This is a genomic window from Amycolatopsis sp. NBC_01488, assembly GCF_036227105.1.
GTDB lineage: Bacteria > Actinomycetota > Actinomycetes > Mycobacteriales > Pseudonocardiaceae > Amycolatopsis.
The window spans coordinates 8,320,281-8,333,610 of sequence record NZ_CP109434.1 but is presented as its reverse complement, the minus strand read 5'-3'; the positions used below and the strand labels follow the sequence as shown (position 1 = coordinate 8,333,610).

The 13,330-nt window shown below is 73.3% G+C and carries 6 protein-coding genes; all 6 read right to left on the bottom strand.

Annotated elements, in window-relative coordinates; all coding sequences use genetic code 11:
- Window positions 1-310 precede the first annotated feature (310 nt).
- From OG738_RS39070 to OG738_RS39045, 6 genes are read right to left on the bottom strand one after another with little or no spacing between them, the layout of a single operon-like run.
- Complete coding sequence (locus OG738_RS39070) at window positions 311-1,060, bottom strand: thioesterase II family protein (RefSeq protein WP_329048623.1); 750 nt, start codon at window positions 1,058-1,060, stop codon at window positions 311-313.
- Window positions 1,057-2,121, bottom strand: a complete 1,065-nt coding sequence (locus tag OG738_RS39065) for an HAD-IIIC family phosphatase (protein ID WP_329048621.1) — start codon at window positions 2,119-2,121, stop codon at window positions 1,057-1,059. The genes OG738_RS39070 and OG738_RS39065 overlap by 4 nt, the downstream gene beginning before the upstream one ends.
- Window positions 2,118-3,257 carry an acyl-CoA dehydrogenase family protein gene (locus OG738_RS39060; RefSeq protein WP_329048619.1) on the bottom strand — a complete coding sequence of 380 codons (1,140 nt, stop codon included), beginning with the start codon at window positions 3,255-3,257 and terminating at the stop codon, window positions 2,118-2,120. Before OG738_RS39060 ends, OG738_RS39065 begins: the two co-directional genes overlap by 4 nt.
- Window positions 3,258-3,260: 3 nt before the next feature.
- Window positions 3,261-3,512 (bottom strand): acyl carrier protein, encoded by a 252-nt coding sequence (locus tag OG738_RS39055; RefSeq protein WP_329048618.1) that lies wholly within the window; start codon window positions 3,510-3,512, stop codon window positions 3,261-3,263.
- A 32-nt stretch (window positions 3,513-3,544) separates the two neighbouring features.
- Complete coding sequence (locus OG738_RS39050; RefSeq protein ID WP_329048616.1) at window positions 3,545-4,387, bottom strand: 3-hydroxyacyl-CoA dehydrogenase family protein; 843 nt, start codon at window positions 4,385-4,387, stop codon at window positions 3,545-3,547.
- 32 nt (window positions 4,388-4,419) lie between these two features.
- Window positions 4,420-13,326: a type I polyketide synthase gene (locus tag OG738_RS39045; RefSeq protein WP_329048614.1), complete on the bottom strand. Its 8,907-nt coding sequence runs from the start codon at window positions 13,324-13,326 to the stop codon at window positions 4,420-4,422.
- Window positions 13,327-13,330 lie beyond the last annotated feature (4 nt).

Genomic DNA, 13,330 nt, shown 5'->3' with positions numbered 1-13,330 from the left:
CCGCACACCGAAAGGCCCCTTCCCGAAGTCGGGAAGGGGCCTTTCGGTATGGGTGATAGGCCCGCCGCCAGGGGTATTGGCGGCGGACCCACCACGTTCAGGGGCCGGCCGGGAGGGGCATCAAGCGTGATCAGGCGGGCATCTCGCGTGATCAGGCGGGCATCTCGCGTGATCAGGCGGGCATCTCCCGTGATGGGAGGGGCATCACACGAGATGCCCCTCCAATCACACGAGATGCCCCTCCCATCACACGAGATGCCTCTCCAGACACGCTTGATGCCCCTCCGATCACGCGTGCTGCCCGTCCCGGTCAGGACCAGGGGCGCAGGGCTGCGGCCAGGTGGGCGAGGGTCACGTCTTCCTGCTCCAGCACCGCGAAGTGGCCGCCGTCCAGGACGTGTCCGCGGAACGGCCGGACCGTCTGCTCACGCCACGCCAGCACCGACTCCACGCTCGCGCGGACGTCGGCGGTGCTCGCCAGGGCCGTCACCGGAAGCTCCAAGGGCGGCCCGGACGTGTACGCGTACGTGTTCTTCACCGTCAGGTCCGCGCGGATCGGCGGCAGGATGAGCCGCAGGACGCGGGGGTCGTTCAGGAACACCTCCGGCGTTCCGCCGAGGGTGCGCAGCAGCGCCACGATCTCCGCGTCGCTCATCCCCGTGACGATCGGGTCGTCCGGGGTCAGCCACTGCGGCGCCGGGCAGCCCGATACCACCAGCTGCACCGGCAGGGAAGCACCGCGGCGGGCGATCTCCCGCACCAGCTCGAAGCCCACGAGGGCGCCGAGACTGTGCCCGTACACCGCGTAAGGCGAATCGCCGGCCGAGAGCACGAAGTCCGCCAGGTCGGCGACGAGCGCAGGCATGGCCGTGTGCGGGGTGTCCCGCTGCCGCGTCTCGCGGCCGGGCGGCTGGACCGGGCACACCGTCACCCCGGGCAGCCGGCCGATCCACGAGCGGAACGCCGACGCCGAGCCGCCCGCGTGCGGCAGGCAGTACAGCCGCACGTTCCCCGCGGTCACGGGGAACGGCAGCCAGCGGCTCGCGACGGCGGTCGTCACGACTCCACCTCGAGCGTCACGTACGCCGGCGGCTCCTGGATCGCGTCCAGATCCGCGGCGAGCACCACCTGAGCGCCGTCCCGCGAAACCTCGCGGAACCCGCTGAACGCGTACGTGATCTGCATCATCCGGTTGCGGCCGGTCTCGACGAAGTCCGCGCGCAGCCCCGCGCCCGCGGCCCGCGCCAGGCCCATCACGTGGCCCAGCAGCACCGTGCCGACGCCGCGCGACATCACTCGGCACGACATCAGCATCATGTTGAGCCGCCAGTCCGGCGAACCCTTCTCCAGCAGCGCCAAGCCGATCTTGCCGTAGGAGCCGAACTTGTCGGTCAGCGACGCGACGAGCAGCACGTGGTCGTCCGAGGAACGCAGCGCGTCCAGCTCGTCGTAGGAGTACGTCCGCCCGGTCGAGTTGAGCTGGTTGGTGCGGACGGTCAGCTCCTCCGCCCGCTGCAGGTCCTCCTGCCGGGCCGGCGCGATGGTGAAGCGCAGGTCCAGGCTGGCGAGGAAGTCCTCGCCGGTGCCGGCGAAGTCCGCCTCGACGTCGTCGCGCGCGAGCTGGCTGAAGTACATCCCGCGTCGCTGCGCCGACTCGTCGGTGACGAAGCGCGGCGCGAATTCCGGACGCCGCAACACTTCGTCGGCCTCCAGAATGTCCACAGTGGTCACCTGCGGCAGCGCGAACGCCACCTCGGCGCGCTCGAACTCCTGGTCGTCGACGAACGCGAACGCGTCGAGCCCGAGGTTGAGCTTCTTCGCGATCTGGCCGATCGACACCGACTTCGCGTTCCACGAGATGCGCGGGAACAGGAAGTACTCGTCGAGGCCGAACTCACGCAGCTTCGCCATCGCGGCTTCGTGGTCGTTCTTGCTGGCGACCGAGTGCAGCACGCCCATCGCGTCGAGGCGCTTGACGTGCTCGACCACCCACGGCCGCAGCCGGACGTCGCCGTCTTCCAGGAGGACCCCGTCCCAGACGGTGTTGTCGAGGTCCCACACCACGCACTTGATCTTGCCCTGGACCGGCTTGGCGGGCGCCGGTTCGATGAGAATAGTCACGGTACCTGCTTCCGGTAGGCCTCGGCGGCGATGGTCATCCGCTGGATCTCGGTGCTGCCCTCGATGATCTCCATGACCTTCGAGTCCCGGTAGAACCGGGCGACGGGGTAGTCCCCGCTGCAGCCGTTGGCGCCGTGCACCTGCACGGCCTCCGACGCGTGCTTCGCGGCCGCCGTGGAGGCGAAGTACTTCGCCACCCAAGTGGCCATGATCGTGGCCGCGTCGCCCCGGTCCTTGAGCCGGCCGGCCTCGGCCAGCAGCAGCCGGGCCGCACGGACGTCGGTGACCATGTCCGACAGCTTCGCCTGGATCAGCGGCAGGTCCTTGAGCGGCCGTCCGCCGACGGTCCGCTGGGTCGTGTAGTCCGCGCACGCGTCCGCGCAGGCCTGGATGATGCCCACGGACCCGGCCGCCACGCTGTAGCGGCCGAGGTCGAGCGTGCCGGTGAGGACCATGCCGGACGCGAAGCCGCTCGGCCCGAGCAGCGCGTCGGCCCCCAGCCGGACGCCGTCGAAGGCGATGGACGCCAGCATCGACGACCGGGTGCCGAGGATGTCGTCGATCGGGGTGACCGTGACACCCGGCGCGTCGCGCGGCACGAGCAGCGCGACCGTGCTGGCCGGCCCCTTCGCGAAGACGAGGAACAGGTCCGCACGCTGCCCGTTGGTGGTCCACTTCTTGAGGCCGTCGAGCCGCCAGCCGCCGCCGTCGGGGGTGGCGGTGGTGGTGATCGCGGCCGTGTCGCTGCCAGCGCCGGGCTCCGACAGGCAGAACGCGCCCAGGACACGCCCGCTCGCCAGCTCCGGCCCCCACCGGTGTTGCTGCGCCTCGGTGCCGAAGCGCAGCAACGCCCAGGAGAGCATGGTGTGCACGGTCAGCAGGCTGCGGACCGACGAGCACCCGCGGCCGACCTCCTCGTGGATTTCGCCGAGGGTGACCATGTCCGTGCCGGCGCCGCCGAGCGCGGGCGGCAGGAACGGTGCCCACAGCCCCGCTTCGGCGATCTTGTCCAGCAGGTCCTCGGGGATCCGCCCGGCCTTGTCCCACGCGTCGGCGAAGGGCACGACGTGCTCGTCCACGAAGGCCCGCGCGGCCCCGCGGCCGGGCGCGCGGACCGCGGTGAGTACCTCCGGCACGGCTCAGCCCACCGTCGCGGCCGGGCGCAGGCGGCCGACCAGGTCGGTCATCGCCGCCGCGGTGCGGAAGTTGTCGATCCGCAGCTCGTCGTTGGGGATGGTGACGCCGAAGGTCTTCTCCAGGTGCATCACCAGCTCCATGGCGAACAGGGAGTTGATGTAGCCGAGCGAGAAGATGTCCTCGGTCTCGGTGATCGCGGCCTGCGGGAAGCGGCCGGTGATGAAGGCGAGGATGTCGCCGGTGGTCTCGGACATGGCAGGTTCTCCTTCGGTTTCCGGGGAAGTGGTCAGCTGTAGGTGTAGAAGCCGCGGCCGCTCTTGCGGCCGTGCAGGCCGGCGTCGGTCATCTGCTTGAGCAGCGGGCACGGGCGGTACTTGGAGTCGGCGTAGTGCTCGTACAGCACCTCGACGCTGTAGAGGATCGTGTCGACGCCGATCAGGTCGGCCGTCTCCAGCGGGCCCATCGGGTGGCCGAAGCAGCCGCGGAACACCTCGTCGACCGACTCGGCCGTGGCGACACCCTCGTGGACCAGGTAGGCGGCCTCGTTGACGGTCAGCATGAGCACGCGGTTGGACACGAAGCCCGACGCGTCCTTCACGTCGACCCAGCGCTTGCCGATGCTGGTCAGCAGCTCGCGGGTGCGCAGGGTCGTCTCCGGCGTGGTGTGGAAGCCGGGGATCAGCTCCACGACGGGCTTCTGCGGCACCGGGTTCATGAAGTGCACGCCGATGACGCGGCCCGGGTTCTTCCCGACCGACGCGATCCGGGTGATCGGGACGGCCGAGGTGTTGGCGATGATCACCGTGTCCGGCCCGCACACCTCGTCGAGCTCGGCATGCACCGCGGCCTTGATGTCCCAGTCCTCGGTCACGTTCTCGACGAGGATCTCGGTCTTGTCCAGCGCGGCCAGGCCGACCGCGGTGGTGATCCGGGCGAGGATCTCGTCCGCGTCGAGCGCGGGGCCGCCCATGAGCCGGCTGAGCCGGCAGTTGCGCGTGATCGCGGCCCGAGCCTCGTCGAGGATGCGCTCGTCGGTGTCGACCAGCACGACCTCGTGGCCGGCGGCCGCGAAGTCCTGGGCGACGCCGATGCCCATGACGCCGGCGCCCACCACTCCCGTGACTGCCATGACTGTTCCCTTTCTGTGGACTGACTTCTGGTTCAGGCCCGGCGCCGTCGGGCGGCCGCGGCCTTGATGCCGGAGCGGCGCAGCTGTCCCTGCGCCTGGGTGTCGGGTGCGGGTTCGGTGGTTCCGGCGTCGCCGGCGGCGATCTTCGCGAGCGCGCCGACGGTCGGGGCCTCGTGGATGATGTGCGGCGGCAGCTCCGCGTCGGGGAACGCCGTGCGCAGCGTCGCCAGCAGCGAGATGCCGAGCAACGACGTGCCGCCGAGTTCGAAGAAGTTGTCGGACGCCCCGACCCGGTCCAGGCGCAGCGCTTCGCACCACGCCTCCGCCACCGTGCGTTCGGCGTCGCCCTCGGGCTCCTGGAACGGCGTGACCAGCTCGGGCCGCGGGTGCCGGTCCGCCGTCGAGCCGCCGTGCGCGGCCGAGGTGACCGCGTCGACGCTGAAGCGGGCCGCCACGGCGGTCACCGCGGGCAGGTCCTGAGTGGACACGACGACGTGCGGTTCGCCCGAGGCCAGCGCACGCAACAGGGTGCGCCAGCCCTGGTCGAAGTCGATGCCGAACTTGGCGCGGTGCTCGCGGAAGTAGGTCTGGATGTCCTCCTCGTAGCCGGAAAGCCCGTCGTCCCAGGCGTTCCAGGTCCACTCGCCCCACGAGATCGACACCGTGCGGCCGCCGTGGTGGGCGGCGTAGGCGTCGAGCCACGCGTTGCCGGCGCAGTAGTCGACCTGGCCGGGACCGCCGCCGGTGACCGACGTGATCGAGGAGAACAGCGCCACGAAGTCCAGGTCCAGCCCGGCGGTGGCCGCGCTGAGCGCCCGGGAACCGGGCAGCTTGGGCGCGAGCACCTGGTCGGCGTCGCCGGGCTCCTTGAACTGCATCAGCCCGGTGCCCGGCACGCCCGCGGTGTGCAGGATGCCGTGCAGCGCCCCGAACTCCTCGAGGGCCACGCTGACCGCGCGCCGCACGTCGGTCTCCTCGGCGACGTCACCTTCGACGACGACCACCTGCCCGCCGAGCGCCTCGACCGCCAGCACGCGGGCGACGCGGTCGCGGATCGTGCCGGGCACCTCGTCGGTGCCGTCGGCGATCCCGGCCCAGCGGTCGCGCGGAGGCAGGCCGCGGCGGCCGAACAGCACCATTTTCGCGTGGCTGTCGCGGGCCAGCCGCTCGGCCATCGCCAGGCCGATGCCGCCGAGCCCGCCGGTGATCAAGTACGTGCCCTGGTCGCGGAGTACCGACTGAGCCTGTTCGATCGGTTGCGGCGCCAGGACTTCGTAGCCGGGCAGCCAGCGCCGCGACCCGCGCAGGGCGACCGTGCGGCCGGGGGCGGGGCGGTGGAGTTCGGCAACCACCGCGGCGGCGCCGGCGGCCGCGTCGACGTCGATCAGTCGCGTTTGGACAGCCGGGTACTCCATCGGGATGACCAGGTTGGGGCCGGTGAGCGTGGCCGCGTCGGGCCGCAGCTCCCCGTCGTGCAGGACGCGCTGGGTGCCGGTGGCGGCGAGGTCGAGCGTCCAGCCGCCGAGGCCCAGCTCACCGGCGGCCCGGGCCAGCGCGACGAGCGTGTGCAGGCCGAGGGACAGGGAGTCGTCGTCGAGGTTCCACAGGTGGACGACGCGGTCGAGCCGGGTGCCGCCGCGCTTGAGGTCGCGCAGCAGTTTCAGCAGATCGCCGACGTCGCCGGGGCGGACGGTGGCGTCCGGGCCCGGCCGGTACCCCGCGCCCGGCCGGACCACGGTCACCGGGTCGCCGGTGCGGCGGATCCCGTCGAGGACGTCCTCGGCGCGGCCGGGACGGGCGAACACCAGCCAGGACGCGGCCTGCGGCGCGGCGGGCGCGGCCGAGGTCTGGCGCCACACGGGCAGGTTGATCCACTGCTCCTCCGGGAGCAGCGGGATCCGGTCGAACTCCTCCAGGGGACCCTCCGCGGGCGTTTCGACCCGGGTGGCACCCGAGACGGGAGCCGCCTCGATCCAGTAGTGCTGGCGTTGGAAGGGATAGGTCGGTAGCGGCACGCGGCCCGGGGCGGACCCGCGGTAGACGGGCGTCGCGGTGCCGCGGCCGTGGTAGGCCGACCAGTCGAGGTTCGCGCCGAGCAGCCAGAGGCGGGCCAGGCAGTCGGTGAGGACCTCGTCGGCGGGCCGCCGGTCGTCGGCGGCGGGCAGCGTGGCGGTGATCATCGGCCAGCGGCTCGCCGGACTCAGCCCGCGCAGCAGCGCGCCGAGCGACGGGCCGGGGCCGATCTCGACCACGGCCAGGTGCTCGTCGGCGAGCAACTCGGCGGCCGCGTCGGCGAACCGGACGGTCTCGCACATGTGCCGCGCCCAGTAGCCGGGCTCGGTGACCAGTTCCGCGGTCGCGTGCTCTCCGGTCACATTGGACAGATAGGGCAGCTGCGGCGTGTTCAACGTGACGTTCGCGGCGATCCACGCCGTCAGCTCGGCCGCGGCGGGCGCCAGCATCCGCGAGTGGAAGGCGTGGCTCGTGCGCAGCGGCCGGCACGGGACGTCGGCGGCCCGCAGATCCTGCGCGAGTTGCTCGACCGCCTCGCTCTCCCCGGCCACCACGACGAGGTCCGGACCGTTCACGGCGGCGACGTCGAGGCCGCGGGCGGCGAGCCCGAACCGCGCCTCCAGGTCGGTGGCGGACAGGGGCACCGCGGCCATCGACCCGCCCGGCAGCGCGGCGATCAGCTCCGCCCGCTTGGCGACCAGCGCCAGGGCGTCCTCGAGCGAGAGCACCCCGGCCAGGCAGGCGGCGACGTACTCGCCGAGGCTGTAGCCGAGCATCGCGGCAGGTCGCAGCCCCCAGGCCATGAGCGTCCGGGCGAGAGCGTAGTCGACGGCGAACATCAGTGGCTGCGCGAGTTCGGTCCGCTGCAGCCGGTCGGCGCGCGGGTCCTCGTCGCCGCTACGGCCCAGCAGCGCCGCCAGGCTCGGCCCGCCGCCGCGGGCGCCGGTGACGAGGTCGCCGTCGGCGTCGAGGTGGGCCAGGCACTCGTCGAGGTGGGCGCGGAACACCGGCTCGCGCCGGTACAGCTCGCCGACCAGGCCGGGGTACTGCTCGCCGACACCGGCGAAGAGGAACGCCACGGGCCGGTCCTGCACCGGCTCGACGCGGGCCGCCGGGGCATCGGCCAGGGCCGTGGCCGCACTGTCCACATCGGACGCGACGACGGTGCGCCGGTGTTCGAACGTCTTGCGGCCCTCCTGGAGCGTGAACGCGACGTCGGCGAGGCGCGCGTCCGGCGTCGCGGCGAGGTGCTCGCCCAGGCGCCGGGCGGCCGCGTCGGCCGCGTCCGCGGTGCGGGCCGACACCGGCAGCACCTGATAGCGGCGTTCGGTGTCCGGGTCACCCGGCGGCGGCGCGGGTCGGTCGGGTGGCTGTTCGACGACGACGTGCACGTTGGTGCCTCCCATGCCCAGCGAGTTGAGCCCGGCGATCCGCGGCCGGCCGCCGTCGGTGTTCCACGGCGCGAGCTCGGCGGCCACCCGGAACGGGCTGTGCGCGAAGTCGATCTCCGGGTTCGGCGCCGTGTAGTGCAGCGTCGGCGGGATCAGGCCCTCGCGGACGACCAGCGACGCCTTGATCAGCCCGGCCGTGCCCGCGGCGCGGTCGAGGTGCCCGACGTTCGGCTTCACCGAACCCAGGGCACAGTACTGCTTTTCGGCCGTGTCCCCGAACGCGCGGGTCAGCGCGGCGACCTCGATCGGGTCGCCCAGCTCGGTCGCGGTGCCGTGGGCCTCGACGTAACCGACGTCCTCGGCCGCGACACGTGCGTCGGCCATCGCGTCGGCGATCACCCGCGACTGCCCGCCCACGCTCGGCGCGGTGTAGCCGACCTTGAGAGCGCCGTCGTTGTTCATCGCCGACCCGCGGATCACCGACCAGATGTGGTCGCCGTCGCGCAGGGCCGCGCCGAGCTTCTTGAGCACGACGACGGTGGCGCCGTCGCCGAACATGCTGCCGTGGGCCTGGGCGTCGAAGGTGCGGACGTGCCCGTCCGGCGACTCCTGGCCGCCGGGGGAGTGCAGGTGCCCGATCCGGTCGGGCACGCGGACCGAGACACCGCCGGCGAGCGCCATTTCGCAGTCACCGGCCCGGATGCTGCGCATCGCGGTGTGCACCGCAACCAGCGACGTCGAGCAGAACGTCTGCACCGCCATGCTCGGGCCGCGCAGGTCGAACAGGTACGACACGGTGGTCGTGAGCGCGTCCTTGTCGTTGCCCATCACCAGCTCGTAGATGCTGGCGTCGGCGTCGGAGGTGAACTGACCGGCGATGCCGAGCAGGTACGTCGAAAGGTTGCAGCCGCCGAAGACGCCGACCCGGCCGCGTTCGCCGGGCCGCGCGTAGCCGGACTGCTCCAGTGCCTCCCAGCAGACCTCCAGGAAGAGCCGCTGCTGCGGGTCGGTCAGTGCGGCCATGCGCGGGCTGAGGCCGAAGAACGCGGCGTCGAAGCCGGTGACGTCGTCGAGCACCGGCCGCGCCGGCACGTAGGCCGGGTCGCGGACCTGCGCTGGGTCGACACCCGCGGCGATCAGCTCGTCGGGGCTGAAGAAGGTGATCGACTCGACGCCGTCGCACAGGTTGCGCCAGAACTCGTCCACCGTGCCCGCGCCGGGGAACCGGCCGGCCATGCCGACGATGGCGATGTGCCGGTCCAGCTCGTCGTCGTCCGGATCGGCCACGACGACCGGTGCCGCCGGCGCCACGACCGGTGCTTGTTCGTCGAGGGTGGCGGCGAGCGCCTGCACGGTCGGCAGCTCGAACAGCGTGACGGTCGGGATGGCGACGCCGAAGCGCTCCTTGACCAGCGCAAGCATCTGCAGGGCGAGCAGCGAGTTGCCGTTGAGGTCGAAGAAGTTGTCCCGCGTGCCGACCGGCTCGACGCCCAGCACGGACGACCAGACCTCGGCGAGGCCGCGTTCGGTGGCCGTCATCGGCGGCGTGTACGGCTGGGGCAGGTCGGGCCGCGGGAACCGGTCGGCGGTCGTCGTGTTCGTGGGCCTTGCGGCGCCGGGAAGACGCTCGTCGAGTCCGCCGGCGGCGACGATCACGGCGGGGCCGGCGTGGGCGGTGAGGTGGTCGAACGCCGTCAGGGCCTGCGTGCGGGTCATGGCGTGCCGGGCCATGGTGGCGCCGAGGCGTCCGTCGAGCCGTTCCAAGGTGCCGGGCCAGGTGTCCCAGGCGGCGGCGACCCAGCCGGGACGGCCGTGGGCTTCGGCGAGCAGCGCGGCGTTGGCGGCGGCGTAGCTGCCGAAGGTGACCCCGCCGAGCAGCGCCGAAGTGGACGAGAACAGCAGTGTCCACTCGGGACGGTCGGCTGGGGGTAGCTCGTCGAGCGCCGCGGCCAGTACCCGGGCTCCGACGACCTTCGCCGCGAAGTGCCGGGCGATCCCCGCTTCGTCCACTTCGGACAGTGGACGGAAGCCGGCCGGGTCGGAGTCCGCGGCGGCGTGGACGATGCCGTCGAAGCGGTGTTCGGCGAGCAGCGCCCGCACGGCGGCCGGGTCGCCGACGTCCACGCGAGGGGTGCGCACGTCGGCACCCAGCGCGCGCAGCCGGGCCACAGCGGCGTCGGTGCCCCCGCTGCGGCTCGCCAGGACGAGCCGGCGCGCGCCGCGCGTGACGAGGTGTTCGGCCACGGTGAGCCCGACGCCGCCGAGGCCGCCGGTGATCAGGTAGCTGCCGCCTTCGCGGATCACCGGCGCTGGGGCGGGTGCGGCGGGGCGGTAGCCGGGGACGAGCCGCCGGTCGCCGCGGTAGGCCACCAGCGGCACCCCGGTCGAGCGCAGTTCCGCGGCCAGCACGGCCGCGGCTTCGGCGGGACTGTGCGCCGCGTCGAGGTCGACGGTGCCCGCGTCGAGGTTGAGGTACTCCTGGTTGGCGACGACCGGCAGCACGGCCACCGCCGCCTGCGCCGGCCGCACCGGGCCGGATCCGGCGGCCTGCCCCGCGCGGGTGGCCACCAGCACCCGCACCGCGCGTGACCCGTCCCCGGCCGCCTCGGCGAGGGTGTGCGACACCGCGCGCACCGCCGCCACGTCGTCGTCGACGTCCAGCACCGACAGGTCGACCACCGTGTCCGCTTCAGCCAGAGGGACCACTCCACCGAGCAGCGCGGTCAACGCCGCGGCGACGCCACCGGAGTCCGGCAGGATCGCGACCCGGCCGGCGGTCCCGGCCGCGGGCACCGGTTCCGGCCGCCACGACGGCGTCAGCAGCTGCACGTGCCCGTCGGGTTCCGCGGTGAGCCGCGGGATCTCCGGGGCGGCGGTCCCGGGCGCGTCGATCCAGTACCGCTCACGCTGGAACGGGTAGCCCGGCAGGCCCACGCGCCGCGCGCCGCGGCCGCCGCGAACTGCCGCCCAGTCGAGGTCCACCCCGGCGAGCCACAGCCGTCCGGCCGCTTCGGCCAGCGCCGTGGCCGCCGGAACCGGGTCGTCGGCGCCGGGCAGCGTCGGGATCACCGACGCCCAGCGCTTCGGCGCGCACGCCCGGTGCCCGCGCACCATCGCGCCCAGCGACCGGCCCGGGCCCAGTTCCAGCAGCACCGTGTCCTCGTCGGCGAGCACGGTGGCCAGCGCGTCGTCGAACCGGACCGGGGCGCACAGGTGCTCGGCCCAGTACGCCGGGTCGGGCGCGTCGGTGACCAGCTCGCCGGTCACGTTGGAGACGTACGGGATCACCGGCGCGGAAAGCGTCACGTTCGCGGCGACCCACGCGGTCAGCTCGTCGCGCAGACCGGCGAGCTGCCGGGAGTGGAAGGCGTGTGTGGTCGCGAGCGGACGGCACGGCACGTCACCCAGCGACGCGCGCAGAGCCTCGATCGCCGCCAAAGTGCCGGACACGACGGTCAGCTGCGGCCCGTTCAGCGCCGCGATGTCGAGGTCGGTGCCCGCGATCCGGGCACGCACGACGTCTTCGGGCAGCGGTACCGCCGCCATCGCTCCGCCAGGCAGCGCGGCGATCAGCTTCGCCCGGTGCGCCACCAGCGCCAAGGCGTCCTCCAGCGACAGCACGCCGGCCAGGCACGCGGCCACGTACTCGCCGAGGCTGTAGCCGACCAGCACCGAAGGCTCGACACCCCACGAACGCACCAGCTGCGCCAGCGCGTACTCGACGGCGAACAACGCCGGGTGCAGCACATCGGTGCGGTCGCCCGCGCGGTCGCCGCCGCCGGCGCGGCCCAGCAGCGCGGCCAACCCGCCCGACCCCTCGCGCGAACCGAGCATCTCGTCCAGAACGGACGTGTCCAGCAGCGCTCGGCAGCGGTCCAGCTCGGCCCGGAACACGGGCGACGACTCGTACAGCTCGGCGGCCAGCCCCGGGTACTGCTCGCCGGTGCCCGCGATGAGGAACCCGACGCGGCGGCCGGTGCCGGCGTCGCTCGACGCCGACACCGTGCCCTCGCGCAGAGAATGCGCCGCCTCGGGAGCCGAACCGGCGACCAGCATCCGCCGGTGCCCGAACGTCGTCCGTCCACTTTGGAGCGTGTGGGCGACGTCGGCGAGCGCGTCGCCGGAGGTTTCCAGGTGGGCGGCGAGGTTCGCGGTGGCCGCGTCGGCGGCGGCGGCCGAACGGGCCGACCACACCAGCAGCTCCGGCCCGGCCGACGCGGTGGCCGGCACGGGCAGCGGCGCCTCCTCCAGCACGACGTGGGCGTTCGTGCCGCCGATGCCGAACGCGCTGACCCCGGCGCGGCGCGGGGTGTCCGTGCGCGGCCACGGCGTGCGCTCGGTGACCACGGTCAGCTCGGCGCCGCCCGCGGTGAGCTGCGGATTGGGCGTGCCCAGGTTGCGCGTCGGCGGGATCTCCTCGTGGTGCAGCGCGAGCGCGGCCTTGATCAGGTTCGTCACGCCGGCGGCGCGGTCGAGGTGCCCGACGTTGGTCTTCACCGAACCGATCCGCAGCGACTCGCCCGCGAAGACCTGCTGCAGCGCGGCGATCTCGGCGGCGTCGCCGAGCGCGGTGCCGGTGCCGTGCGCCTCGACGTACCCGATGTCCGACGGCTCCAGCCCGGCGGCGGCGAGCGCCTCGTCGATCACCGTGGCCTGCCCCTCGACGCCGGGCGCGGTGAAGCCGACCTTGCGGCCGGCGTCGTTGTTGACCGCCCAGCCACGCAGGACCGCGTACACCCGGTCGCCGTCGGCGAGCGCGTCTTCCAGCCGGCGCAGTGCGACCACGCCGACACCGCCGCCAAGCGGCGCGCCCAGGCCCGCGGCGTCGAACGCGCGGCACTCGCCGTCCGGCGGCGCGATGCCGCCCTGCTGGTAGAGGTAGCCGACGCGGTGCGGCACGCCGATCGACACCCCGCCCGCGAGCGCGACGTCGCATTCGAAGTTCGCCAGGCTGCTCGCCGCGACGCACACCGCGACCAGCGACGTCGAGCACGCGCTCTGGATGCTGAACGCGGGGCCGGACAGGCCGAGGGTGTGCGAGACCCGGGTGGCCAGGGTGTCCTTGTCGTTGCCGAGGGCGATGGCGATCTCGCCCAGGTCCCGGGCCGCGTTCGCCGGGGTCAGGTTGTGGGTCAGGTAGGTGCTCCACGCGCAGCCCGCGAACACCCCGATCGCGCCGTCGAACCGGGCCGGATCGCACGCCGCGTCTTCCAGGGCGTGCTGGCTGTGCTCCAGGAAGAGCCGGTGCTGCGGGTCGAGGATCTGGGCCTCCTTCGGGTTGATCCCGAAGAAGCCCGCGTCGAACTCCTCGACGCCGGTGACGACGGCGCCGGCCTTGACGTAGGCGGGGTCGCCGAGCCGGTCGGCGGGCACGCCCGCGGCGAGCAGCTGCTCGTCGGTGAAGCGGGTGATGCCGGAGCGGCCGGCGCGGACGGTCTCCCAGAGCGCGCCGACGTCGTCGGCGCCCGGGAAGCGGCCGGCCATGCCGACCACGGCGATGTCCGTGGGGGAGAGCTCGCTGCTGGTGTCGGTCACGGTG